The sequence below is a fragment of the Enterobacter cloacae complex sp. P13B genome, from assembly GCF_014895915.1.
Taxonomy (GTDB): Bacteria; Pseudomonadota; Gammaproteobacteria; order Enterobacterales; family Enterobacteriaceae; genus Enterobacter; species Enterobacter bugandensis.
In genome coordinates this window covers 10,554-35,532 of record NZ_JADBQN010000016.1, presented here as the reverse complement: position 1 = coordinate 35,532, position 24,979 = coordinate 10,554, and the positions used below count along the sequence as shown (strand labels likewise).

Annotated in this window: 30 protein-coding genes; 4 read left to right on the top strand and 26 right to left on the bottom strand. The window is 57.4% G+C overall.

Going from position 1 to position 24,979, the window contains the following annotated elements; genetic code table 11:
• Positions 1-104: 104 nt before the first annotated feature.
• The 17 genes from IM273_RS08585 to IM273_RS08510 all read right to left on the bottom strand — a co-directional run bounded on the left by IM273_RS08585 (position 105) and on the right by IM273_RS08510 (position 10,396).
• Positions 105-626 carry a tail fiber assembly protein gene (locus IM273_RS08585; RefSeq protein WP_045260138.1) on the bottom strand — a complete coding sequence of 174 codons (522 nt, stop codon included), beginning with the start codon at positions 624-626 and terminating at the stop codon, positions 105-107.
• Positions 623-2,185: a phage tail protein gene (locus IM273_RS22405; RefSeq protein ID WP_065366020.1), complete on the bottom strand. Its 1,563-nt coding sequence runs from the start codon at positions 2,183-2,185 to the stop codon at positions 623-625. Before IM273_RS22405 ends, IM273_RS08585 begins: the two co-directional genes overlap by 4 nt.
• 11 nt (positions 2,186-2,196) lie before the next feature.
• Positions 2,197-2,727 (bottom strand): phage tail protein I, encoded by a 531-nt coding sequence (locus IM273_RS08575; RefSeq protein ID WP_193050861.1) that lies wholly within the window; start codon positions 2,725-2,727, stop codon positions 2,197-2,199.
• Positions 2,720-3,628 carry a baseplate assembly protein gene (locus IM273_RS08570; RefSeq protein WP_193050863.1) on the bottom strand — a complete coding sequence of 303 codons (909 nt, stop codon included), beginning with the start codon at positions 3,626-3,628 and terminating at the stop codon, positions 2,720-2,722. Before IM273_RS08570 ends, IM273_RS08575 begins: the two co-directional genes overlap by 8 nt.
• Positions 3,629-3,633: 5 nt before the next feature.
• On the bottom strand, positions 3,634-3,984 hold the full coding sequence (locus IM273_RS08565) for a GPW/gp25 family protein (protein WP_041908038.1): 351 nt from the start codon (positions 3,982-3,984) through the stop codon (positions 3,634-3,636).
• Positions 3,981-4,622 carry a phage baseplate assembly protein V gene (locus tag IM273_RS08560; RefSeq protein ID WP_041908037.1) on the bottom strand — a complete coding sequence of 214 codons (642 nt, stop codon included), beginning with the start codon at positions 4,620-4,622 and terminating at the stop codon, positions 3,981-3,983. Before IM273_RS08560 ends, IM273_RS08565 begins: the two co-directional genes overlap by 4 nt.
• 103 nt (positions 4,623-4,725) lie before the next feature.
• Complete coding sequence (locus IM273_RS08555; protein ID WP_193050865.1) at positions 4,726-5,193, bottom strand: phage tail protein; 468 nt, start codon at positions 5,191-5,193, stop codon at positions 4,726-4,728.
• On the bottom strand, positions 5,156-5,401 hold the full coding sequence (lysC, locus tag IM273_RS22400; RefSeq protein WP_236327693.1) for an Rz1-like lysis system protein LysC: 246 nt from the start codon (positions 5,399-5,401) through the stop codon (positions 5,156-5,158). Before lysC ends, IM273_RS08555 begins: the two co-directional genes overlap by 38 nt.
• Positions 5,289-5,714, bottom strand: a complete 426-nt coding sequence (gene lysB / locus IM273_RS08550) for an Rz-like lysis system protein LysB (protein ID WP_193050867.1) — start codon at positions 5,712-5,714, stop codon at positions 5,289-5,291. The genes lysC and lysB overlap by 113 nt, the downstream gene beginning before the upstream one ends.
• Positions 5,711-6,220 carry a lysozyme gene (locus tag IM273_RS08545; RefSeq protein WP_193050869.1) on the bottom strand — a complete coding sequence of 170 codons (510 nt, stop codon included), beginning with the start codon at positions 6,218-6,220 and terminating at the stop codon, positions 5,711-5,713. The genes lysB and IM273_RS08545 overlap by 4 nt, the downstream gene beginning before the upstream one ends.
• A complete protein-coding gene (locus IM273_RS08540) occupies positions 6,204-6,425 on the bottom strand; it encodes an HP1 family phage holin (RefSeq protein WP_045260131.1) in 222 nt (73 codons plus the stop codon). The genes IM273_RS08545 and IM273_RS08540 overlap by 17 nt, the downstream gene beginning before the upstream one ends.
• The gene (locus tag IM273_RS08535) at positions 6,416-6,619 is read right to left on the bottom strand and encodes a tail protein X (protein WP_193050871.1); all 204 of its coding nucleotides are present in this window, start codon (positions 6,617-6,619) and stop codon (positions 6,416-6,418) included. Before IM273_RS08535 ends, IM273_RS08540 begins: the two co-directional genes overlap by 10 nt.
• Before the next feature lie 180 nt (positions 6,620-6,799).
• Entirely contained in the window at positions 6,800-7,240 is a 441-nt protein-coding gene (locus IM273_RS08530; RefSeq protein WP_041908026.1) for a DinI-like family protein, read from the bottom strand.
• Positions 7,241-7,349: 109 nt separating this feature from the next.
• Positions 7,350-9,539, bottom strand: a complete 2,190-nt coding sequence (locus IM273_RS08525; protein ID WP_193050873.1) for a replication endonuclease — start codon at positions 9,537-9,539, stop codon at positions 7,350-7,352.
• 1 nt (position 9,540) lies between these two features.
• Entirely contained in the window at positions 9,541-9,762 is a 222-nt protein-coding gene (locus IM273_RS08520) for a TraR/DksA family transcriptional regulator (RefSeq protein ID WP_193050875.1), read from the bottom strand.
• Positions 9,762-9,989, bottom strand: a complete 228-nt coding sequence (locus IM273_RS08515; protein WP_041908021.1) for a DUF2732 family protein — start codon at positions 9,987-9,989, stop codon at positions 9,762-9,764. The genes IM273_RS08520 and IM273_RS08515 overlap by 1 nt, the downstream gene beginning before the upstream one ends.
• Before the next feature lie 68 nt (positions 9,990-10,057).
• A complete protein-coding gene (locus IM273_RS08510; protein ID WP_048958928.1) occupies positions 10,058-10,396 on the bottom strand; it encodes a DUF5347 domain-containing protein in 339 nt (112 codons plus the stop codon).
• 227 nt (positions 10,397-10,623) lie between these two features.
• Between IM273_RS08510 and IM273_RS08505 the strand changes: the two genes are divergently transcribed.
• Both IM273_RS08505 and IM273_RS08500 read left to right on the top strand, forming a co-directional pair.
• Complete coding sequence (locus IM273_RS08505) at positions 10,624-11,199, top strand: phage repressor protein CI (protein WP_193050877.1); 576 nt, start codon at positions 10,624-10,626, stop codon at positions 11,197-11,199.
• Positions 11,200-11,392: 193 nt separating this feature from the next.
• On the top strand, positions 11,393-12,562 hold the full coding sequence (locus IM273_RS08500) for a DNA repair protein (protein ID WP_193050879.1): 1,170 nt from the start codon (positions 11,393-11,395) through the stop codon (positions 12,560-12,562).
• On the opposite strand, the gene IM273_RS08495 is transcribed toward IM273_RS08500, so the two are convergent.
• Entirely contained in the window at positions 12,563-13,327 is a 765-nt protein-coding gene (locus tag IM273_RS08495) for a siderophore-interacting protein (protein WP_193050881.1), read from the bottom strand.
• A 147-nt stretch (positions 13,328-13,474) separates the two neighbouring features.
• On the opposite strand from IM273_RS08495, the gene IM273_RS08490 reads away from it, so the two are divergent.
• Positions 13,475-13,969 carry a PadR family transcriptional regulator gene (locus IM273_RS08490; protein WP_059358387.1) on the top strand — a complete coding sequence of 165 codons (495 nt, stop codon included), beginning with the start codon at positions 13,475-13,477 and terminating at the stop codon, positions 13,967-13,969.
• Here IM273_RS08490 and IM273_RS08485 read toward each other — a convergent pair.
• Positions 13,966-15,525: a methyl-accepting chemotaxis protein gene (locus IM273_RS08485; protein WP_028014479.1), complete on the bottom strand. Its 1,560-nt coding sequence runs from the start codon at positions 15,523-15,525 to the stop codon at positions 13,966-13,968. The genes IM273_RS08490 and IM273_RS08485 overlap by 4 nt on opposite strands.
• A gap of 336 nt (positions 15,526-15,861) precedes the next feature.
• On the bottom strand, positions 15,862-17,382 hold the full coding sequence (locus tag IM273_RS08480; protein ID WP_193051863.1) for a PAS domain-containing methyl-accepting chemotaxis protein: 1,521 nt from the start codon (positions 17,380-17,382) through the stop codon (positions 15,862-15,864).
• 435 nt (positions 17,383-17,817) lie between these two features.
• Here IM273_RS08480 and ygjG point away from each other — a divergent pair, with 435 nt between their 5' ends.
• Positions 17,818-19,197: a putrescine aminotransferase gene (gene ygjG / locus IM273_RS08475; protein ID WP_193051864.1), complete on the top strand. Its 1,380-nt coding sequence runs from the start codon at positions 17,818-17,820 to the stop codon at positions 19,195-19,197.
• Between the two features lie 96 nt (positions 19,198-19,293).
• On the opposite strand, the gene lsrG is transcribed toward ygjG, so the two are convergent.
• Genes lsrG through lsrA form a run of 6 tightly spaced genes read right to left on the bottom strand, consistent with a single transcriptional unit; the run spans position 19,294 to position 24,979 of the window.
• Complete coding sequence (gene lsrG / locus IM273_RS08470; protein ID WP_193051865.1) at positions 19,294-19,587, bottom strand: (4S)-4-hydroxy-5-phosphonooxypentane-2,3-dione isomerase; 294 nt, start codon at positions 19,585-19,587, stop codon at positions 19,294-19,296.
• A complete protein-coding gene (lsrF, locus tag IM273_RS08465; protein WP_193051866.1) occupies positions 19,584-20,471 on the bottom strand; it encodes a 3-hydroxy-5-phosphonooxypentane-2,4-dione thiolase in 888 nt (295 codons plus the stop codon). The genes lsrG and lsrF overlap by 4 nt, the downstream gene beginning before the upstream one ends.
• 11 nt (positions 20,472-20,482) lie before the next feature.
• Positions 20,483-21,484, bottom strand: a complete 1,002-nt coding sequence (gene lsrB / locus IM273_RS08460; protein ID WP_045260120.1) for an autoinducer 2 ABC transporter substrate-binding protein LsrB — start codon at positions 21,482-21,484, stop codon at positions 20,483-20,485.
• 1 nt (position 21,485) lies between these two features.
• Positions 21,486-22,463 (bottom strand): autoinducer 2 ABC transporter permease LsrD, encoded by a 978-nt coding sequence (gene lsrD, locus IM273_RS08455; protein WP_126327101.1) that lies wholly within the window; start codon positions 22,461-22,463, stop codon positions 21,486-21,488.
• Entirely contained in the window at positions 22,464-23,495 is a 1,032-nt protein-coding gene (gene lsrC / locus IM273_RS08450; protein WP_193051867.1) for an autoinducer 2 ABC transporter permease LsrC, read from the bottom strand.
• Positions 23,492-24,979 carry an autoinducer 2 ABC transporter ATP-binding protein LsrA gene (gene lsrA, locus IM273_RS08445; RefSeq protein ID WP_193051872.1) on the bottom strand — a complete coding sequence of 496 codons (1,488 nt, stop codon included), beginning with the start codon at positions 24,977-24,979 and terminating at the stop codon, positions 23,492-23,494. Before lsrA ends, lsrC begins: the two co-directional genes overlap by 4 nt.

The following is a 24,979-nucleotide window of genomic DNA, read 5'->3' as shown; positions in this document are numbered from 1 at the left end:
GTGGTGAGGCTATTGTCTGTGGAGCGCGCGATTGATGCGACGTATTGGGGTTGGGGAAAGGATTACACAACAAACGAAAAGCCCTCCGGAGGGAGGGCTTGGGGTCAGGCAGGGCGTTCGGGCCAGTCGATATCAGGGGCAGTACTGAAATCCAGCCGGTTTAGCGTCACCCGGTAGCGCTTCCAGAGTAACAACGTGGCTGCTTCCTCGTTTGTTGCAATGCCGAGCTCGAAAGCATCCTGGAGGGGGGCAATAACATCCGAAGCTTCGGCAAGCAATTCACCTCTTCTGGTTTCCGCCTGTTGAATTAATTCCTCCCGGGTCAACTGGCGTGGAATAATTTTAGTGCCATTCCATACCCACTCACCGTGTATATTCAGCCCTTCAGGCACGTCTGTTGGATCAACTTCTGAAACTGACATCCCCAGAGGAAAAAGGCGATCAGCATCATTACTAAAAGAGCGAATAATATTATTTTTGTCGTAGCAAATTTTCAGTGTTTCAGGCTGAAATCGTGACATATGATAATACCAGTCAAGCCCCTCATCTGACTGAAGAAATATAGCATTAAACAAAAACTCTTTGTATTTTGGTTCATATTGAACGAAATTTTTAAGGGTAATCATGCTGTATGACCTACAGTAATCCATCCGATATTAGACATGTACTTCTGAATTGGGCGATAGAAAATGGTATCGCCACCGGGGTTATCACCTTCAAAGTTGTAGCCTGTCATAGCACATCCAGGAGGCACACGCTGCCAGGCATTTTTTACAATCGTAAATGCTCCCTCCGCACCCATGGCAACATCCCGGACAAAGTATTGCAGTGTCCAGTCCTGTCGTGCATAAGGGCTTAAATCCTGCTGAGGGGGTGGATTGTTTGATGAGTAAACTCGTACTCTGCCACCAGATTCAAATACACCTTGCCCTGAATAGATATTTCCACTATTCGCAATCGCTCCATCAGGAGCAACTGTTGCCAGAAGATGATTATTCATCAAAATAGCGAAGCCGGTAACGTCGGTTCCTCCCCCTCTCGTCAGACCGATAGCCATTGAATTGTCATACCATTCAAACACCGCGCCAGAGACAATTCCACCCACACCAGGCTGAGCACTTACAAGTGTCGCTGTGTTTCTTTCAGATGGCAGCGTGCCCACACTTCTAAACCTGAATGTGCCGTTATAACCTCCGCCATTCGCTGATACCGCGCCAACCTCGTCAGGGGTGGGTTTATTTACGGTATCATACTGTTTTGTCCATGGTGACCACATACCGCTGTACAGCGTACGGATATATGAACGAGATCCAACGTATATCCGGTAAACCTGCGTAATACCTGCGTGTTTAAAAATCTCAAGCGCCCCGGCAACAGCCTCAGGATAGTTTTTCCCGGTTTGCGCCTGCGCGTTTGAGGGCTGATAATACAGTCCCGGTGTGGTGTAGGCATTCAGATCAGCAGCATTACCTATTTCCACAGCCTGAGTATTAAAAATATCCTGGGCGGTGATACTGATATCTTCCGTCAGAATATGTCCGTTAACCTTTCTTCCTGATGGCACACGGCCATTAGCATTATCGTTAGCAGCCTTAACCGCTTTCGGCGTCGCCGCCAGCACTTCTGAGGAGCTATCAGTCGCACTACTAAGCTGAGTAAACCCTTTAGCCGTTAGCGTTGCATCAGGATGGCGACGAGACTGCTCATGTTCTTCAAGCTTCTCATCAACGTACTCCTGGGTCGCCATTACCGTAGACGTATCTATCGAGAGTTCGACTGACTCAATGTCGCTTACCATGATGACCATACGCACGGTCTGCGCACGTCCGGATCCTTCCGCCAACAACGGCTTATAGCTTTCTGCCATGTTCCCAACGGCAATCAGTGTCCCCGTGTCATCATAGAGGCCCATTTCTCGCATCCAGAAACCACCGGTTTCAGGCGGAATGAGCAGCTCCGCGATCACATAATTTTGATGCTTGTTATCCTGGCTGATTTTATTAAGCGCGTGGCGCCAGACTTCATTAACCAGCTTCGTCTGCCCGGCATCAGGTACCGGCAACGTGCCCCCACCGTCACCCACCGCCATCGCCGTAAAATTCACTTTCTTGCCGTTCGGGACGGTCGCTGCAGCCAGTTTTTCGGCACCGGCTTTGGTGATAACCGTTTTATATTTCACTGTCATTGTGCTCTCACTTATTCGGGATAAACCGTGATGATGTCGCCGTCATAGCCCAAGGCGCCGGTATAGAGATAACCCGGAATGTCCTGGATGATATTCAGGCCAATAAGGTGGCGGCTGGCAGGCTTTGCATCAGCAATCAGCCTCTCCATTTCGTAATACATTTCCTCGTTAATACCGGTGTCCAGCACGCCAATATCAAGGCGGAAAGTGCCGGGCGGATCGTTGGTTTCCCACCACTCGGTGATGTTAATCAGATAGCCAAGCGGCTCCACCACGCGACGCACGGCACCAATCGTCCCTTTGTGGGCATGGATAAACCACGCCGCGCGGATCACGTCCCGCTTGGTGGCTTCCGGCCAGCTCTCGTCCCAGCGGTCAACCGAAAATGCCCATGCCAGCCACGGCAGCAAATTCGCCGGGCAGGTATCCACATTCCAGAGGTGGCGCAGCGGAACGGGCGTATTTTCGATGTCCGCACAGGCGCGCGCTGCCGCGACCTCAAGGGGCGATGAGCCAACCGGTAAAAGGCGGGTGTTACTCATCGTTCCCTCCCACGGTTACGCTGTAGTGGCTGCACCATGAGGCCTGGGTTTCATCAAGCACGATGTCAGCCGCGGGTGCGGTCAGTTCCACCCGCTGCACCCCTTCTACGTGAAGAGCGGCATAAATGGCGGACTTGCGAATATCGCGTCCAAGACGATGCTGAGCCGTGATATAGGCCTGTAACCGGGTTCTTGCCGCGTTGAGTACCGGCTCGCTTTCGGGGCCGGGAAAAAGGAAAAGCGATGCTTCGATGCTGTAATCAACTATTTTGGCCGACTGGACGGTAACGCGGTCGGCAACCGGCCTGATGTCTTCATCGTTTAGGGCGTTACGAACAATAGCGATCAGCTCTTCAGACGCTATGCCGTTATTCTCCAGGGAGAGTACGGAAATCGTGACGTTCGCCGGCTGCGGGCTGATGACGGAGATGTCCGCTACCCGGCCATCGGCACTGCGGCCATGGAACTGGTACGCGCCCGTCGAACCGGCCACGCTCAGCCCTTCCGGCGCCTGCTGGATGCGCAGACGAAAATCGGTATCGGACTCCATCACAGCCGGCGTGGGTGGGAACGTGGTGTCGTCGGCAGGGGCGATCACCAGACGCGCAAGGTTAGCGTTTGCCCCAATCTGGTCCAGATCGCTGCCCGCTGCATAGGCTAACATGACCGCACGCGCGGCCTCGTTAACCCGCTGACGCCACATGACTTCCCGGTAGGCGTTCTCCTGCAGCAGCTTCACAATCGGCTCGGATTCCAGGGTCAGCGTCCGTGCAATCGCCTCTCGCTCCTCTTCCGGATAGAGCGAGACAAAGGTGGCCTTTCGTTCTGCCAACAGCGTTTCATAATCCACCTCCTCCACGACATCAGGCGCGGCGAGCTGGCTCAGATCAACAATAGCCATAGCGTTTAACTCAGTGAAATGGTGATAGAAAAGGATTGTCCGGAGGTCGGGCGCGTGCCGGTGATATCGACATACAACGTCCCGTCGTTCTCCGAACGCTCGAAAGTGATTGCCGTCAGGCTTATCCGCGGCTCCCATTTCTGGATGGCGGAATAGCATGCGGACATGATTTGCAGACGCAGCGCAGGGCTCTGCGGCCTGTCGATCATCGCCGCCAGCAGCGAGCCGTAATCCCTCCGCATGACCCGCGAGCCAATCGGCGTGACCAGAATGTCGCGCACGCTTTGCCGGATGTGTTCAGCCTCTGAAATGCTCAGCCCGGTCTGCCTGTTCATTCCCCTGTATCGCACCGTCATTGTGTCCCCTTAGTCCAGCTTCCGCCGCTTTGCACGCTGCCGTGCGCGTGGTTGTCCACCTGCACCCCGTTGGAGGTGAATTTACCGCCGGAATGCTCAATATTTCCGGCCATCACACCGCCCTGCTGCACTTCAAGAGAGGCGGTAATTAACTTGTTGGTACACACCACTTCAGGCGTATCCAGCGTGATGCGGGAAGTTGACGTCACCCGCACCTCCGGCACGGTGGCGGTCAGCGATTCCGAGGCGGTAATGTCGGCCGTTTTAATGCCAGTAACCGTCAGCGCCCCGCGTTCGGGTTCGTACTCGATCACCGCGCCGTCAGGGAACGATACATGGAGCGCGTCAGACGACCCGGACGGGGCCGGATGGTCGTCCGAGAAAATGCCGGGCAGCACAAAGGCGGTATCAAGCTCGCCTCCGATGGCCAGCAGCAGCACCTGCTCGCCCTCGGAAGGCGCCCACCAGACGCGCGAACGTCCCGCACGACAGGTTAGCCAGTTCAGCCAGGTAGTTTTCATCCCGCCGGTCTGGACACGACAAAGCCCTCTGTTGAGGTCAACCTCGGTCACAACACCGATACGAATCAGATTGCGGATCGCGCGAGCGATACCGTTCATGGAAGTTAATGTATTCATGAGAAGAGAATGCCGTTCAGGAGGAACGGCAGCAACGAGACGGGGTTTTATGCGGGATGAAACAACACGCTGTACAGACAGCGAGCTCTCGGCGCGGGGGAACTTACGCCTCCCACTGGCTGACCAGCTCACCGTTGATGTACAACGACGTCTGACGCGTGACGGGCTCCGGCAGCGGCGGCTCCGGGGAATACGTCACGTGCAGAGCGCTCTGATCCTGTGCAACAAGCATGCGCTCGGTTAATTGCAAACTGATGCTGATATCCATCGTATCGTCATCGTTTAAGACTATCGTGAAGGAACATCCGTTTTTACGGCCTTCATCAAGGGTAAAAATGTCCGGCTGGTTTTCCCGAAGCCAGGCCAGCACGGGAACGAACAATCCCTCGCTGTCGCCTTTGAAACCGCTGACCTTTGCATTCAGTTGATAGTGTTTTTCAAAGGAGAGCGAGGAGGCCAGGCGGGCGTCAATATGCCCGCTTCCGACCGACATCTGCAGGCGTTCCGGGCTAGCGTTCAGTTGGGGGATGGCGTCAATTAATGCCTGACGCAGGCTCTTGAGTTTGTGCATCGAATTTATCCTGACAGTTTTTAATGGTTTCAACCTGCAGCGCGCAGGCGATAAGGGCATACTCAAGCCTGCGAATATCCGCGCTGAGATCGCCGTTAGTGGCGGGTTCGCTGCCCGGCATCGGGCAGAGGCTCACCTTCGGGCAGGCGTGGTAAACAATGGGCTGCGGAGGCGCAGGCGGTGCGGGTGTGCAACCTGCGGACAGCATCAGGCAGCCGAGCACTATACCAGCGGCGTAACGCTTCATTTTCATTGAGTAATCTCCCGATAGTCGCTTCCCGTCTCGCGCTCTCTTCGCCCGCAGTGACAAGCGCCTCGCGGAGCCTGACCTGGGCGTTTTCGTTTGATCGGGCTATCCGTTGTGACAGGGACAGCTGCTGGTTAAGCGTGGCGAGGGCCGTTTTTTGCTCGCTGGCGACCCGGTTAGCCGTGGCTAAGGAACGGGACAGGGTCAGGTTGTCATGACGGAGCCACAGCGTGATGGCCAGCAGTCCGGCCAGCGCCAGCATGAGGGCTCTCATGGCAACCCCTTCGTGCACCATGCCTTCTCGCGGACACGGCGATTTTCGAGCCCGGTATTTTTAACGCCGTTGACGTACACCCAGCGGGTAAGCTGCTCGCACGCCTGCGACCACTGTTTACGCTTGATAAAGGACACCAGCGTCGAACGGCAGGCAGCGCCTGCGCCGACATTAAACGTGAAGCTCACCAGCGCGTCGTAGACCCGAGGCGGCATCTCCACCGGCGCGCACGACGCCAGCCGCCGCTCCACGTTGAGCACATCAGCGACCAGGTTTGCCGCGGCCTCGCGTTCGGTAATGTCCCGCGTGGGCACAACGTTTGCCGTGTGGCCAATGCCTGACGTCCACACCCCGGCACTACACCGGTAGGGCGAGAGGCGGCATCCTTCAAGATCGGCAATCAACGCCAGCCCCTCCGGAGACGTTTTCAGTAACCGAAAATCAGGCATCAGCACCGCCAGGGCCAGCACGCCGGCGACGCTGCAACGCTTAATGATTGAGTTCACGAATGCTCTTCTTATCGAGGCCAAGAGATTTGAGATAGCGCCAGGTTTTTCGCTTAAACCAGTAATTCGTCAGCGCGGTAAAAATGGCGCAAAGACTTCCCACGTACAGCGCGACTTTGTCAGGAGACATCGCCCCGAACCAGGCCAGCGCCACGGCCAGCCAGTAGGCGATAAACGTGGTGATTTTCTCCAGGCTCAGTCCCATAGGTTTACGAATTCTTTTGTGGGGGCGCTATCCACCTCCGGCATCTCTACCGGCGTGCCGTGAGGCAAGATAACCCCTAACTCCGCGAGGCCAGAGTTGGCCTTCAGAACGGCTTCAACGACGCCAGCCGTGCGCCCATAAAAGCGGGCGCAAACGGCATCAAGCGTGTCCCCCTGCATTGCATAGATCTTCATCAGTCGCTCCCAACATCCGGTTTCCAGGTACTGAAGAGTTTCCCGGGCCAGCAGGCTTTTCGCTATCGCTGACGGATGGACGCTCGCGGACACAACAAACCATCCGAGGGAAGCGAAGCGCGGTTCAATGGGAACGTAAAAATCTAATGAGGGTGTTCGGTCCGGGTAACAAAACCGGGTTTAGCGCCAGCTCTCGTCTTCCCAGACTTCCCGGAGAATAGTGTCCAGCGCCTCGCGATCGGCCTCTTTTTCAAGCCCCTGGAGCTCTACCCCCGTCACCGAGCCTACTCTCACGGTCACCCTCGTTGACGGAAACAGGGACCCTATTCTGCGGGTCAGTTCGCACTGAAAGGCTTCGGCGACGGACTGGCCAGCCAGCCGATCTTTATCGAGAGTAATGTTCACCCGAACGTTACTCTCTTTTTTGATTCGTTCCGGAACAGGCGATGCCGAGAAAACAACGGTAAAGGCGTTGTTCTTGATTAAATTTCCCCGCGCAATCTCAGCAATCAAATTCAGGGCAATCTCACGATCTCTTTCCTGACACGTTCCTTCTGTCGTCAGCCGAGCAATCATCTCGACTCGTTCAATCATGACCTGCTCGTTCAACTCTCTGTCCACACAACCTCCACCACGAGATACTGTATAAACATACAGTAGCATGTATTCATAAAAAGAGTGAAGCGAAAAATCAGAACCTTTAACGGTATGTACATGATATCGATAAAGATTAGCGTACTCGCCTGGTTAACAAATCCGTTAAATACCCAATACGTTCAAGGATTTTCCGCGCCTTTTCCTGATAAGAACACGCTGCAGGAAATAGCGTTCCGTCAGCTGCGCCCCTGCACCATTTGTCGTTAAAACGGCTAACGCCTCCGGCCATAAGATGCAGGGCCTCGCCCCGGCTGATGGCTATCCCGGTGGCGAGCCGTATCTCGTCAATCACCTTCTCTGGTACCCCGTTCTGCGGGTCGCTCGCGAAGACGATGGGCGACGTAGCACCGGGGCGGATGAATTTGATGCGTTCGGTTAATGCCCGTCTCGCACGCCGGCTTAGGGGCTGAGACAGATCGTCCTGCGTACAGTTATTGACAGAACTCCGAGAGGGCTCAGGCGCATTCTTAATTTCCGGGGCCCTCTTCGGCACAATTTTCCACTGGGTGAGCCGGGTGACAATCGGGCTGCCCGCGCCGACGGCGGAGTCGTACACGCCACGAATACGGACCGTTTCCTCGCCGTACTGGTTAAACCCGGCGCGCGGTCCATACAGCGTGCGCACCTGTAAATCATCGCGACGGACAAACGGCCCGCCCTGCGCAGTAACGTAACCCGCCCAGTCACCGGCGTCGGCGGCATCATGGACGGCGGCAAACTCAACGCTCAAGCCGCGCGCGGCCTCAGTATCCGCCATACGTCGCAGCTCGCGGTAGACCGTTACCGGCGCGCCGCCGATGAACTGAAACTGACGAATGTGCCAGCGTCCCGCCCAGGCCGAAACGGCGGACGCCGTCTCCTTCAGAAGCCCGCCGCTTTCGTTATCGGTCTCGCCATCGAGCGCATAGCCGTCGATATTCTTTGAGATGTATTTGGCTATGTAACCGGTAGCACTGCCTTTCTTAGGATCGATCGCTTCCGCGTGAAAGCGCGCTCTTATGGCACTTTCGCTCTGCAGCTCAACAGCATCCTCCTGCCGCGCGTAATCCCCGATAATCTGGCGAACGCAGTCAACATCTCCCGGCAGCATAAACATCAGCATGTGCCAGTGGGGCGTACCGTCGTGATGGGGTTCCGCAACGCGGATACCAAAAATACGTCGCCCGTCCCGGTGGAGTTTTGCCCGGATACGTGCCCAGAGACGGGTAAAGTAGCCTTGCGTATCCGCCGGGCTGGCCCCGTTCCACTTAGCGTTGGGGTAGCCCGATTTCACGGTCGCGTGATACTGCGCGGGCGCGGTTAAGGTATAGAACTCGCCCACGTAGCCCAGCGCCTCACAGATATTTTCAAACCCGCGGATGCGGGTCATCAGTTCACAGCGGCGTATCGCCGGGTTAGACACCGAGGTATCGTATTTTTCAATCAGGCTGATGCGGTTGCCCTCTTCATCTTCAAGCTCCATGCCCTTGAGAAATTCGCGGGTGCGGCGCTTCTGCTCGCGCCACTCGGTCACGCAGCGCCTGCTCGCATACGCCGTTCTCTTTTTGCTGACGTTGCCGAGGGCAATCTGCAAATGCTCGCGCCAGGCCGCCGCGATACGGCGCAGGCGCCCGCGCCACCACACCTCGGAAAACATGCGGATCACCGCCGAGGCAACGTCATCTTTGTTGAAAAACGTCTTTGACACCCGTTCCCAGTGGGGAGGCGAAACGTTGAACTGCCGGGCGATCAGTCCGGCGCGCTGGTACCAGACGTAAAGCGTCCGGTATTCGCCCATCTCAGCATCGTTAATATTCGCCAGCTCGCCGCGAATAAAGCTGGCGATATCTGCGGCCAGCAGGTCGATGTCCGCGCGGGACATATCCGGAAGACGGTTATAGCGCGTAACCAGCTCAACCATCCTCGAAGCGAGGTATTGCAGAATCTGGGTGTCGAAATGGTCATTAAACACGGCCCTGGAGACCGTATTGTGCAGGCCCTTGCAGGCATAGCGTTCAGAGACCAGACGCAAGCGGGGCAACATCCTTTTGCAGAAGCGGATCGAGAAAGCATTAGCCTTCAGGCTGCCCTGATGCTGCTCGAGGGCGTCAATCGTGCGCCAGACCTCGAAGCGCACGCAGTCAGGCTGCTGTGAGAGGGCAATTCTTGCCTGCTGCAGCGCCGCGAAGAGGCGATCGCGACGCTGCTGTTGGGTGTGCGTGAGGTAAGGGCTGGCAATGGCCGACCGTGGAGCGTTCCACGGATAAGCAAATGACGTCGCCAACTCATCCTCCCCGGACGTGTTTATTTTTCATCTCCGCGATCTCCTGGCATGTGATGCACAAGGCCACTCCAGGTACCGCCTTTCGACGCGCCTCAGGTATCGGCGCATCGCAGTCCTCGCACAGAAAACGCGAAGGCAATGCGGGTCGCCTGCGGGCACTGTTAATGTGGCGCTCTCTGTCTTCCTGCTCGCGCGCCTGCGCAAGATCGATAAAATCGGCCATCAGTGCAGCTCCTGTGATTCACGCTCGTAGCGGGCTGCCTCGTGGCACAGCAGTTCGGCAACGTCCTCTCCGCTCATGCCGGTTTTGTAGATATGGCTCGCCAGCGCCTCCAGGCGCAGGGAGACCGCGAGGGCTCGCGCGCATCGTTCCTCTGTTTTAGCCTCCATCAGCAGGCGTTTCAGTTCTTCACTTCCGATCGGATAGGGGCGGTTTTCACTGTTTCGCATCACGCGTTCTCCTTAATTTCAGGCAATAGGCTGCCCGGCGGGTTTACGCCATTAGGTTTTTGGTTGGGTTATATCGGCATGGTCAGCCGTTCAGGAAATAAACTCACAACGGCACGAAAATGATTCATGGCGTTAATTAGCGCCCGTTTCTCTTCGGTCGTCAGCTCGCTGATATCGCACTCATGACGGGCGACAGGTAATCTCGCCAGGTAAAAGATGGCGGCCAGCGCCCTGCTGTTCTCCTCAAAACAGGGATCGCGCTTATCGCGCAGCTCGGCCATAAACCGTGCCAGCTCTTTTCCGCTATCGCTCCCGTATCGGGCGCGCAGTTCAGCGACGTGGTTAAGCCCGTTAAGACGTGCTCCCACGCTAAGTGGAACCCTTGCATGGGCAGCTTCTATCGCCATATCTCCCCTCGCATAAATTCACGCACGCTAATGTGCTGAAAACGCTCATAGCACGGCATTTTCCGCCGTTTGATGATTGCGATTTCACAAACCATGCTGCAAAATTCCCATTTTGATAATGTCTGCAATCATTAGCCTCTGTTTGCCAACTTCTGCCGCTGATTGCTCGAATTTGCAATGATATTAATACCCAATTGAGTATTAGTAAACACCCAAAGGAATATATTTTGATACTGGATTCTCAAGTGAATAATGAAGAGTTACTCGATAGAATCTGTCAGGTGTATGGTTTCACGCAGAAAATCCAGCTGGCCCGGCACTTTAATATCGCCGCCAGCTCGCTTCAGAACCGCTACGCGCGCGGTACCATCTCTTACGACTTCGCGGTTCAGTGCGCGCTGGACACCGGTGCCAGCCTGCGCTGGCTGATGACCGGGCAAGGTGCGCAGTTTGAAGGTAACCCCGCATCGGGCGATCCGGTTTCAGTTTCGGCATTCACACTCAGTGATGGTAAGCTGGAAGAAAATACCATTTTGAGCATCGATACCAGTTTCTTTAGCAAACCGCTGGCTCGCGGCATCGCCGTTCGGGCAGAGGGAAAGCTTCACTTTATCGAAAAAGAGGCGTCGTTAACCGACGGCCTTTGGCTGGTCGAGATTGAAGGCACCGCCAGCATCCGCGACTTAACGCTGTTACCGGGCAAAAAACTCCACGTAGCGGGCGGTAAAGTTCCGTTTGAGTGCGGTATCACCGAGATAAAAACGGTGGGTCGCGTGGTGGGGATCTACAGCGAGGTTATTTAAGGGATAGAGCGGGAAACAGTGAAAACGAAGCCATTTTGCGTATTCGCTTTCCTGCTCATATCTCGCACCTCACAAACTGCAAATCTAAAGAAATCCCCCATCGCGCCGATCATCATCCGTGTGTATTATTTCCTGTAGCTTTTACAACAACTACCCTTAACTCAAATACTTAAGCGCCAAAGCGAAAGGCATCATGAGCACACCGATCAAACGGCTAGAAATCATTAAAAATGCCATTGAACTGGAAGATGACGACATCATCCAGAGCCAGCTGACACGCCTGAAAAATGAAGCGTTTGACGATGAGCTACAGGCAATCGTCGTGGCGCTTGAGAAAAAGAACTATACCTCGGCCATGGCGGCCATAACCGCCTGGCTGCAGGGCCAACGCGCCGTGACCCAGTGGCGTGACCCACAGGTAGCCGCCAGCAAGCTGGAGCTGAAGGCGCTGGAAGAGCGTCTGCGCGATCTGATTGACCGCCGCAACGCGCGCGTGCAGCAGCTTGATGAGTTCAACGATCTCTATTTCTCCCGCCTCGGACCGCTGATGCAGCAGATCCTCGCCCTGCGTAAAACGCTGGCGGAGCTGAACCTGCGTCGTCAGCAGGCGGAGGCACGTCGTCGCGAGGAGGATTATCGCCGCTGTCAGCGCTATATGGCGCAGGCGGTGGAGGTGCTGGCGACGCTTACCCAGCGCTGGCGCGATCTCCCGGCTGACTCCGTCCAGGCCGCTCAGGCGCGTAAGCATCTGGAGCAGCAAAGCAATCTGATTGCCAACCTGCTGGCCGAAGCGCTCGAACTGGAAAGCGGCTTAACGCGCGAAGAAGAGCCCGCGCGTCAGGCGCGCGACGAGGCCAACGAAGAGTACGAGAAGTATCGCGAACAGCATCACGATGCCGAAGTGCGGCTGCGCAAGGGCAAGCATCTCTCGGAAGAAGATCAGAACGAACTCAAGCGCCTCTGGCGGCAGGCGAGCAAGCTCTGCCATCCGGATCTGGTGGCGGACGATCTGAAAGAAGAAGCCAACAACATGATGGTGCAGCTCAACCAGGCGAAGCAGCGCGGCGACGTGAAAGCCATTCGTTCGCTGGTGGCCCGCCTGCACCAGGGGTTCGAGCCATTGATGGCGAGCGACAGGCTGAACGATCTGGAGCGTATCCGCAAAAAAATGGCGCAGGTCCGCGAGCAAATCGACACCTTAGTGAACGAGCTGGCGGAGCTGGAAAAAGAGGAATCCTGGCTGCTGGTCTCGTCGCTGAGCAATATGGAAGCGTACTTTGCTCAGCAGGAGAAAGCGCTAAAAGAGGTATGCGCCTCGCTCGAACACCAGGTTAACGAAGCGCAGATGGATTCGGCAGCCTGATTATTTAGCGTGCCAGTATGCGCTGGCACGCACCAGCTGTGGGTCAATCGCGTCGGTTTCAAACTGACGGCTCAGGCGTTTCACCACCTTCCCTTCTCCGGTCAGCCAGATAAAGTAATCCTCCTCCGGCATGGCCAGCGCCGCCAGACGGTCAGCCACCGCCTGCTCGCTGTGGCCCACCGCCCAGGTGATGTTGTAATCACTCAGGTGCGCCAGATAGTCCTTATAAGATTCGTCACCTACGGTCACCACCGCGTGAATCTCCGGACAAACCGGCAGTTTAGCAACGCTCTCTAAACGTCGACGCAGCGCGGGCATGCCGGACTCGTCGCACACGTACAGCTGCCAGGCGTAATCCTCCGGCACTACCAGCGAACCGCGCGGGCCGCCGATGGTCAACCTGTCGCCCGCCTTCGCCTCGACTGCCCAGCCGCTGGCAATCCCGCCGTCATGAATGAAGAAATCGAGCGCCAGCTCATGATTTGCCTCATCGTACAGCGGCGTATAGTCGCGCGCCTGTGGACGTACGCCGTCGCCCCAGTCGATGCCTTCATCGGTGACCTTCGGCGGGACAAACGTGGTGCCAGGTGCAGGGAAAAAGACTTTGGTGTGGTCGTCGAAGCCGCGGGAGCTAAAGCCCTCCAGCGCCTCGCCGCCTAAAACAATGCGCTGAAAGCCTGCGCTAATGCGCTCAACGCGGCGCACCGTCAGCTCGCGAAAGCGCAGGTCATTACGCACGCGCTGTGGGTAACGGGTAGATGCCATTTTTAGCCTCTTATCTGATGAATACGATATATCGGAATTGATTTTTAAATGATAATGATTACTAATCAGTAAAAAAGCAAGATTTTTTAGATTGCATCTGAATATATCTTAGATATAGTTTAGATATATCAAATTAAGAGACATAACATGCGACATGAACACGACGGCGGTGGACGCCGACCGCGCTTTTTCGGCCACGGCGACCTGCGACTGGTGATTCTGGATATCCTGACCCGCAGCGCCAGCCACGGCTATGAGCTGATCAAAGAGATCGAGAACCTGACCCAGGGGAACTACACGCCGAGCCCCGGTGTGATCTACCCGACGCTGGATTATCTGCAAGATCAAACCTTTATCACCATTACGGAAGAAGAGAGCGGTCGTAAGAAGATTGCGATTACCGCTGAAGGACAACGCTGGCTGGACGAAAACCGGGAACAGCTGGAACAGATCCAGGTGCGTATTAAGGCGCGCAGCGTCGGCTTTGAGCTGCGCAAAAACCCGCAGATGAAGCGGGCGCTGGATAACTTTAAAGCGGTGTTAGACCTGAAGGTAAATCAGGGAGAGTTCAGCGACGCGCAGCTCAAGCAGATTATCGGCATAATCGACCGCGCGGCGCTGGAGATCTCCCAGCTGGATTAAGCCGGCGCGTGCTCGCTCACTCGGAATACGCGAACCAGCTCTTTCAGGTGCATCGCCTGCTCGTTAAGGGATGCCGCCGCCGCGACGGACTCCTCCACCAGCGCAGAGTTCTGCTGGGTGGTGGCATCAATCAGGCCAATCGCGCTGTTGATCTGCGAGATCCCCTCCGTCTGCTCGTGGCTGGCCTGGCGGATCTCGCGCAGGATCGTGTCCATCTCCTCCACGTTGCCGACCATGCCGTTGATCAACGCGCTCGCTTTTTCCACCAGATTCATCCCGTCCTGGGTCTGGCTGGTGGAGCTCTCGATCAGCTCGCGAATTTCACTGGCAGACGACGCGCTCTTCTGGGCAAGCTGGCGCACTTCCCCCGCCACGACCGCGAAGCCGCGACCATGTTCACCGGCACGGGCGGCTTCCACCGCTGCGTTCAGCGCCAGAATGTTGGTCTGGAATGCAATGGCGTCGATCAGGTCGATAATGTCGGACATCCGGTTCGACGTCTCGTTAATCAGGCGCATTTTGCTGGTCACCTGCTTCATCATCTCCCCGTTGTTTTTGACCACCGTGGCGGCATCTGCCGAGAGATTAGTCGCTTCCCCGGTGTGCGAGGCGGTGTTTTTCACCGTCGCGGTGATCTGCTCCATCGAGGCGGCGGTCTGTTCAACGGAACTTGCCTGCTCCTCGGTGCGCGCGGCAAGATCCTGGTTACCAGCGACAATCTGCGCGGCTGCGCTGGAGATATTCTCCGAGCCCGTTTGCACCTGCTGCACAATATCCAGCAGGCGGTTTTTCATCTCCATCAGCGCGTGCAGCAATAGGCCCGTTTCGTCTTTGCCGTGCGGCGTGATGCTGCCCGTCAGGTCGCCCTCTGAAATGGCATTGGCAAAATTCACCGCCTCGCCGAGTGGGCGGGTAATAGCGCGCACGATAAACCAGCCAATCAGGCTGCCAGCGGCGACGCTAAAGAGGGTGATCAGGATCAGCAGCAGTCGGCTGGACCTGAAGTCTCCTTCCACCTGCGCCCCCGCGCTCTGCATCTCATGGTTCTGAATCGCAATCAGCTCCTGCACTTTAGCTTTATAGGCCTGCTGCACGGTGAGGGTATGGGTCATCATCTCCTGGATAGCACCCGCACGGTCATTATTCTGCACCGCCTGCAAAATGCGATAGCGCGAGTCCAGATACTGCTGACGAACGTCGCGGATCTCGGCAAGGACCTGCTGCGATTTCGGGTCCTGCAACACCGTATTCAGCTCGCCCAAAATCACCGTGATATGCTCGCTGATCTCTTTAAGATGCTGCTGCGACTGTGCCGTGTACGTTCCCTGTTCATCCAGCAGCATGAGCTGCTGAGTGCTAATAAATTCCTGGAAGTTGTCGATTAACTGGTTCGCTTTTACCGTGGTGGGATAATCATGGGTAATGATGGATTGCATCCCGTTGTTAGCCCGGTTCAGGCTCAGTAAGGACATACTGGCGCTGATCACCATCAGGACAATAAAGAATCCAAACGCCAGAAATAATTTCGTGCCGATCTTTACGTCATGTAAGAACATATTTACTCCATCGATGTGATTATTTCTCAGACGATCGCTGTTATCGGTAACGAATCCGCTAACTTTATGACTTTGATCGTTTTTTTATTTCATAACCATCACAATGGATAGGTAGAGACTATTGATTCCGCCCCATCGATCGTTACCAGACCACCAGAACAGGGTTTTGCAAAATAGCATCGGGAAAAACTGACTTAGGCAGGGATAAATAACTGAGACATTTTCTTTAGTTATTTAATATCTCATTAACAATAAAAAACATTAATAGTCACAACCACAAATAAAAAAGCCGTTTATTCCTTACGGTACAAACGACTTTTCCGGAACATTACTGGCTCAATGGAGCACCGTCACCGCATCCTTAAGACGCCCGGCGCGGTGTTTCACCATGGCAGAGATATGCGCGCTCTCCTCGACCAGGTCGGCATTTTTTTGCGTAATGCTGTCCAGTTCCGCCACCGCGCGGGTTAGCTCTGACAACCCGGTCGCCTGTTCGGACGTCGAGTGGCTGATCTGCGCGATGAGCTGCGTGACGTTTTTCACCTGCTCGACAATGTCATCCATCGTGCGGCCTGCGGCGTGCACCTGCTCCGAGCCGGACTGTACCCTGCTTGCGCTGGCATCAATCAGCTTGCGGATATCGTTAGCCGCATTCGCGCTGCGGCTGGCAAGGTGGCGAACTTCCCCCGCGACCACGGCAAAGCCTTTCCCCTGCTCGCCGGCTCTTGCCGCTTCAACAGCCGCATTCAGCGCGAGGATATTAGTCTGGAAAGCGATGTCGTTAATCAGGGAGGTAATCGAGCCGATGCGCTGCGTGCTATCGGCGATGTCATCCATCGTTTTAACTACGGTCTGCATCGCGTTGCCGCCTTTCGTCGCCGCGCTGCTCGCGGCGACGGAGAGTTTGTCCACTTCGGCGGCGGTTTCTGAGTTGCTCTGAACGGAAGCGGCTATCTGGTTCATCGTTGCGACGGTCTGCTGCACGTTCGCCACGGTCTGACGCGTACGATCGTTCAGCGCTTCGTTCCCCTGCGCCAGCCTGTCGCTGCCGTCACGGACGCTCATCACCTGGCTTGAGACGTCATTGATGAGCCAGCGACACATCAGCCCCAACTGTCCTACCGCGCGCAGGGTCAGCCCCAGTTCGTCGCTGCGGTTCAGATGCTGCACGCTGTTGCGCTCGCCGGTCGCCACCTTCAGCGCCTGATGCGCGACGTTTTCGATCGGGCGGACAATCTGTTGCTCAAACAGCAGCGTTCCCAGCAGCGTTACCACGGCGGCCGCTGCGAGCGGCACCCAGCCTGCGGAGGTGGTCACCAGGGTAGCGGCAAGCGCGGCAAAGAGCGCCGCCATCACGCTGCGTACGCGCCAGCGTAGCGGCATGGAAGGAAGTTTACCCAACCAGCCCTTACGCACCACCAGTCCTTTTTGGATGCGTTTTTTACAGCTCCCGTTATTCAGCGCCCGGTAGAGCGGCTCTACGGCAGCGATCTCTTCATCCGTGGCTTTGGTGCGGATCGACATATACCCCGTCACCTGCCCATTCCGCACCATCGGTACCGCATTCGCGCGCACCCAGTAATGATCGCCATTTTTACGTCGGTTTTTGACAATGCCGCTCCACGGCTCACCCTGCTGCAGGGTGTACCACATATCGGCAAACGCCGCTTTTGGCATGTCGGGATGGCGCACCAGATTGTGCGGCTGGCCCATCAGCTCATCAAGCTGATAGCCGCTCACCTGCACAAAGGTGTCGTTTGCATGGGTCATATAGCTGTGGACGTCGGTAGTCGACATTAAGGTGGTGTCATCGTCCAGAGGATAATTATTCTGGGTGACACAGGAAGGAGAAGACATGACGGGCATTCCTTGCAGGTTATTCGAATGTTAATTTTGTGGTTTATTGTTTTTTCGGCGGTAAACAATTTATCTTTAGTTGTTAAACTTGATGGAGATCGCAGATTTCACTTAAACCGCACTTTTTGTGAGATTTTATAATTCATTGATTCCAAATACTTTCGTAAAGAAATTACCTATAAAACATGACCTGTTAACGCCCACTTAAGCCGCAAGCCATGCACTCCTTTAGTGCAATTGCCTTTTTGTGCACCTGAGAATGCGGGTTGCCCTGTACCGCTAAATCCCGTTTCGATTGATCCGGCATGATTAAATATTGCGCAACATAATTTTAACCTGGCGTTTATCCCGATTTTCGTTAAGTCATCTGAAGTGGCGTAATCCCTGCAATACTTAACTCAGTATCATGTGATACGCGATCCCCGGGAGCATATTTTGAACAGGTTACCTTCCAGCGCCTCGGCTCTTGCCTGTACCGCGCACGCACTGAATCTCATTGAGAAGCGAACGCTCGATCATGAGGAGATGAAACAACTTAACCGAGAGGTCATCGATTACTTTAAAGAGCATGTGAATCCTGGTTTTCTGGAGTATCGCAAATCTGTTACCGCCGGCGGGGATTACGGAGCCGTAGAGTGGCAAGCGGGAAGTCTCAACACGCTTGTCGACACCCAGGGACAGGAGTTTATAGATTGCCTGGGTGGTTTCGGTATCTTTAACGTGGGGCACCGTAATCCAGTAGTGGTTTCCGCCGTACAGAATCAACTTGCGAAACAACCTCTCCATAGTCAGGAACTGCTCGACCCGCTTCGCGCCATGCTCGCGAAAACGCTGGCGGCCTTAACGCCCGGCAAGCTGAAGTACAGCTTCTTCAGCAACAGCGGCACCGAGTCGGTCGAGGCGGCGATCAAGCTCGCCAAGGCGTACCAGTCGCCACGCGGGAAATTCACCTTTATCGCCACCAGCGGCGCGTTCCACGGGAAATCCCTGGGTGCGCTGTCTGCGACCGCCAAATCCACCTTCCGCAAACCGTTTATGCCGCTGCTGCCGGGCTTCCGCCACGTGCCGTTCGGCGACATTAACGCCATGCGCAGCGCGCTGAGCGAATGCCGTAAAACCGGTGACGACGTGGCGGCGGTGATCCTCGAGCCGATTCAGGGTGAAGGCGGCGTGATTTTGCCTCCACAGGGCTACCTGCCCACCGTGCGTCAGCTGTGCGATGAGTTTGGCGCGCTGCTAATCCTCGACGAAGTGCAGACAGGGATGGGGCGCACCGGCAGGATGTTTGCCTGCGAGCACGAGAACGTTCAGCCGGACATACTGTGTCTTGCGAAGGCGCTCGGCGGCGGCGTGATGCCGATTGGTGCAACGGTTGCCACCGAGGAGGTGTTCTCGGTGCTGTTCGACAATCCGTTCCTGCACACCACCACCTTCGGCGGTAACCCGCTGGCCTGTGCGGCGGCGCTGGCCACCATCAACGTGCTGCTGGAGCAAAACCTGCCCGCGCAGGCGGAGCAGAAAGGCGACATGCTGCTGGACGGCTTCCGCCAGCTGGGCCGGGAATATCCGGACCTGGTGCAGGAGGCGCGCGGGAAAGGCATGCTGATGGCGATTGAGTTCGTTGATAATGAAATCGGCTACAGCTTCGCGAGCGAGATGTTCCGCCAGCGGGTGCTGGTGGCCGGCACGCTCAACAACTCAAAAACCATCCGCGTGGAACCGCCGCTGACGCTGACCATTGAGCAGTGTGAGCAGGTGCTGAAGGCGGCGCGCAAGGCGCTGGCGGCGCTGCGAGTGAGCGTGGAGGAAGCGTGAAATACGCCGGGTGGCGCTACGCTTACCCGGCCTAAAAAATCAACACAACCCCGTACCCGCAGGCCCGGTAAGCGTTAGCGCCACCGGGCAAATCCGCTACTCCGGCAACAGCCCCACAAAACTGCGCTTTTTGCGCGGCTCAGACATCAGCGCCTCAAGCTTGTCCACGCACGCCAGATAGTGCGGCGTTTGCTTATGCGCCAGCACCGCCGCTTCGTCTTTGTAGGCCTCGTAGATAAAGAACCGGGTTTTCACCCTCGGGTCCTGCAACACGTCAAAGCGCAGGTTCCCCGGCTCCTTGATTGCGCCTTCGTGGTTGGCGCGAAACACCTCCAGGAACTCGTCCACCCGCTCGGGCTTAATGTTGATTTCAACCAGCGTCACGTTCATTTTGCTTCTCCCTGTTTCTCTTCCTGCCAGAACTGGAACGCCTCCCGGGCGCTCACGTTCTCGTGAACCACTTTTTTCACCGCCTTCAGCATGGCGAGCGGCGCGCTGGACTGGAAGATATTGCGCCCCATGTCCACGCCGGACGCCCCCTGGTCAATTGCACGCCAGCACATCTCCAGCGCCTCGTGCTCCGGCAGCTTTTTGCCCCCGGCGATGACGATTGGCACCGGGCAGCTGGCGGTCACTTTTTCAAAGCCTTCATCCACGTAGTAGGTTTTGACGAACTGCGCCCCCATTTCGGCGGCGATGCGGCTAGCGAGCGAGAAGTAGCGCGCGTCGCGGGCCATCTCCTTGCCGACGCCCGTTACCGCCAGCGTTGGCATGCCGTAGCGTGCCCCTGCATCGACAAGCTTGATGATGTTGTTGATAGACTGATGCTCAAACTCGCTTCCGATATACACCTGCGCCGCCACCGCGCAGACGTTCAGGCGCAGGGCATCCTCCATCGCCACCGCCACGCACTCGTTCGAGAGTTCCCCCAGAATCGAGTTACCGCCGGAGGCGCGCAGCACCACCGGTTTGTTTGTCGCGGCGGGCACCTGGCTCCTGAGAATGCCGCGGGTACACATCAGCACGTCGGTTTCGCCAAACAGCGGCGCAATGGAGAGATCGATACGCTCAAGGCCGGTGGTCGGCCCCTGAAAGTAGCCGTGGTCAAAGGCCAGCATCACCGTGCGGTTGCTCTGCGGGTTAAAGATGCGCGCCAGGCGGGACTGCATGCCCCAGTCCAGCGAGCCGCAGCCCTTCAGCGTGAACGGTACATTCTGCTGCGGTGTGCCGATGCCAAAATCCTTGCCGTCTTTGATGTCGTCTAAATCAGCCATTTGCTCCCCCGTCAGAAATCGTATTTGCTGATGTTCTCTTTGGTGAACACCACCCGCTCCGGCAGCAGCACGATGCCGTTGCCCTTCGCCTCATACTGATAGCCCTGCACGCTGTTCGGCTCCACCTTCAGCGCGCCGATACCTTTTACGTCCACGCTGTCGCCAGGGTTAAGATCGCCTTTTTTCAGCAGACGATCGGCGACATTGACCGCAATTTTGCCCTGTTGTACGACATCCCACAGGCCGAAGGCTTTCACCGTCCCGCGCTCAACGTACGGGCGCATAACATTCGGCGTGCTGAAGCCGACAATCGCCACCCCTTCCCGCTTCAGGTTTTCCGCCGCCTGCGCCGCCGCCGGCAGGGCGTTGGCGTCCGGCGCGATGATCGCGTCCAGATCCGGATACGCTTTTAAGATCCCCTCGGCGGTCTGCAGAGATTTGGTGGCGTCGTTATAGCCAAACTGGGTGGTCACGACCTGCCACTGGGGGTGATCTTTCTCGATTTTGGCCTTCGCCTCTTTCACCCACTGGTTCTGGTCGGTGACGGTGGGGCTGGAGTAGAAGAACGCCACTTTGGCATTCGGTTTGGTGACCTGCTTGCCCGCCATCTCTACCAGCAGGCCGCCCAGCTGTTCCGGCGTCCCCTGGTTGATATAAATGCTGCGGCACTCCGGTTTGGTGTCGGAATCCCAGGTCAGCACCTTCACGCCGCGCTGCATCGCGCGCTTCAGCGCCGGGCAGAGGCCGTCCGGCGACACGGCGGAGACGATAATGGCGTTATAGCCCTGGTTGACGAAGTTATTGATGAGCTGCACCTGGCCGGAAACGCTCGGCTCTGTCGGGCCGTCGTAGGTCACGTCCACGCCAAGATCTTTCCCCGCCTCTTTCGCGCCGTTGCCGCCGCTGGTGAAGAAACCCACGCCCACCAGCTTGGGGATAAAGGCAATGCGGTCCGCCGCTTGCGCCGAAGCGAAGCTGAGGGCCATTGCCAGGACGAGCAGTTTTGTTTTCATCTTACGCTCCGGATAGTTTTCTGAAGAGAGATCGCACCCATTCACGGTGCAGACTTAGCGAACGTCCCATCACCACCACAACCAGCAGCGCCCCAGACAGCGCGCTCGACACCTGGTTGGGGATGCCGACCATCTGTAATCCCTGCTGGAGATACCCCACCAGCAGCGCCGCCAGCGCCGTACCCAGCACCGACCCTGAACCCCCGTAAATATTTGCCCCGCCGAGTACGGCGGCGGTGAGTGCGGGCATCAGCAAATCGCGCCCCAGATCCGAACGCGCAGAGCCGAAATAGGAGACCATCACCAGCGCGGCCACCGCCGACGCCACGCCCACCAGACCGTACAGCGCGTAGGGCATGCCGTTCACCGACAGCGCCGCATAGCGCGCCGCGCGCGGATTCTGGCCGATTAAAAACAGATGGCGGCCAAAGCGCCCGCGATGGGTAATCAGCCAGAAAAAGGCGGTAATCACCGCGAACAGCACCAGCGGGATTGGCAGCCCCAGCACCGTGAGGTTAGCGAACGCGGTAAAGCTGTCCGGGAAGCCGCCGATGCCCTCGTAGCCCGTCGCCCCCGCCATGCCGGAGAGCAGCAGCGCGCCGCCGCCGTAGAGGTAGAGCGTGCCGAGGGTAATGACTAAAGGGCTAATGCCGGTGTAGTGGATCAGCGCCGCATTCACCAGCCCACACAGCAGGCCAAGCAGCAGCGTCAGCGGAACGGCGATCGTCATGGGCCACCCCGCCTGCATCATCACCCCCAGCGCGATAGCGCACAGGCCGATGGTGGAGCCCAGCGAAATGTCGATCCCGCCACTGATAATCACCAGCGTCAGCGGCAGCGCCACGATGCCGATGCAGATGAAATCGCTGGTGCTGAACAGCAGCATATTAACGTCGAGCATGCGCGGGTTAATGGCGCCGAAGAGCAGGATCTCCAGCACCAGCAATATCAGCAGCGCGCTTTCCCAGTTGAGCCTCATTTACGCCACCTCTTTGTTGCGTTTGGGAAAGGGGGTGACGTGCTTTCCCCCTCTGTTGCCAGGCTGGAACCGGCCGTACTTCAGCGCCCGCTGATGGCGTGACAGCGCCTGGCGCAGCCGCCCGTCGAGCACCAGTACGCCCAGCAGCACCAGCCCGGCGATGAAGTCATTCCACCACGCCGGTAGCCTGAACAGCACCAGCACGGTGTCGATTTGGGTAAGGAAGAACGCGCCGAGGAACGCACCGACCAGCGTGCCGGTGCCGCCCAGCAGTGAAATGCCGCCGAGCACGCAGGCGGCAATGGCTTTCATCTCCAGCCCGCTGCCGGTCTGGTTGGGCACAAAGCCGATCTGCGCGGCAAAGACAGTCCCGGCGCAGGCCGCCAGCATGCCGTTGAGGGTGAAGGCGATCATGCGCGTGCGGTTCACCGCCACGCCCAGTTGGCGCGCGGCGGCGAGGTTATCCCCCACCGCGTAAAAATCACGCCCGAACGAGGTGCGCGATAGCCCCCACGCGCCAACGACAACGAGAATCAACACTCCCACGCCGAGCGGCGAAATGCCGATGGCGGCAGGCTCGGAGAGAGATTTCAGCCCCGGCGGCAGCCCCTCAATCCACTTTCCGCCCGTCCAGAGCAGCATCGCTCCTCGGTACAGCCCCAGCGTGCCGAGGGTGGCGACAATCGCCGGAATGCGCAGCCCCACCACCAGAAAACCGTTGAACGCCCCCGCCAGCGCGCCAATCGACAGCGCAAAAAGTATCGATACCGGCAGGCTGTAGCCACCGTTGAGCGCCACGCCGACGGCAATCGCGGACAGCCCGACGGTCGAGCCCACGGAGACGTCGATATTGCGGGTCAGCATCACCAGCGCCGCACCGATGGCCAGCAGGATCAGGATCTGCGCGCTGGCGAAGATCATCCCCAGCGTTTGCAGGCTGAAGTAGGACGGATTCAGCGCCACCAGCACGGCGAACAGCGCCAGAATGGCAAGAAACGCGCTCAGCTCGCGGTTTTTGAGTAAGAACTTCATGATTGTCCTCCAAACGCCAGCGCCATCATCCGGTCGAGGCTGACGGCGTGGCGCGGCAGCTCGCCGCTGAGTACGCCCTGATGCATCACCAGCACGCGGTCCGCGAGGCCGGGGAATTCATCGAGATCGCTTGAGATCATCAGCACCGCAACATTCTGCGCCGCCACGCTTTTAATGAGCTGGTAGATATCGGCACGCGCCGACACGTCCACGCCGCGCGTCGGCTCATCGACGATCAGCAATAAAGGATTGGCCTCCAGACAGCGCGCCAGCAGCACCTTCTGCTGGTTGCCGCCGGAGAGCGTGCGCACGGTTTGATCCGCATGATTGAGCTTGATCCCCAGAGCCCGGTGATAGCGCTCCACCACCGCAGACTCCCGCTTTCGCTGCTGCCAGAGCGACGGCTCGTTCAGCGCCACCGTGTTCCAGCGGACAGGCGCGTCGAGAAACAGGCCGGACACCTGCCTGTCTTCCGGCAGATAAACCAGCCCTTTTTCCAGACGTGAACCCACCGGTTCGGAGGTGATCTCCCGGCTCTCCAGCCACACCCGCCCGCCGCGTACGGGACGCAGGCCGTAGAGCGTTTCGGCAAACTCGGTGCGTCCGGATCCCACCAGGCCTGCAAGGCCGACGATCTCTCCGGCGTAGATCTCAAGGCTGAGATCGATAAAGCCCTCTCCGGTGAGATCTTCCACGCGCAGCACCGGAAAATCCTGCGGCTGGGTGCGACGGTTTCCCGGCAGCGCCAGCCACAGCTTTTGCGTATCGCTGAGGGATTTCTCGCGGCTCACCGGCGTCATGGCGGCGATCAGGGCGCTATCGTCGAACTGTCTGGTTTCACCGCTCAGCACCACCGCGCCGTCGCGCATCACCGAGACGTGGCTCGACAGCGTGCGGATTTCCGGCAGCTTATGCGAGATAAAGACAATCCCGACGCCGAACGCCTGTAAGGCGCGGATCTGGCGAAACAGCCGTTCGGTTTCGCCGGGCGTCAGCGAGGCCGTGGGCTCGTCTAGGATCAGAATTCTGGCGTTGCGCATCAGCCCGCGCAGGATCTCCACCATCTGCTGGTCCGCCACTTCCAGGGTGCTGGCCGTTGCGTCGAGATTAAGCTGACATTGCAGTTGCTGGAGTTTCTCCGCCAGCCGCTTTTCCCGATCGCGCTCGCGCGGCAGGCGGAACAGGATGTTTTCCCTCACGGTCAGGTTGGGGAAAAGCAGAGGCTCCTGCGGCACCAGATAAATGCCTAACCGGTGCGCCTGCGCCGGGGTAAGCCGTGCAAAAGACTCGCCCGCAACCGAAAGTTCACCGCCGTCCGGCGTCTCGACCCCGGCGATGATCTTCATCAGCGTCGATTTTCCCGCGCCGTTCCCGCCCATCAGCGCGTGCACCTGCCCCGCAAGCAGCGTGAAATCAATGCCTTTTAGAACCGGCACGCCTGAGAACTGCTTGCTGATATTTCGCGCGTTGAGAAGTGGTGTCAT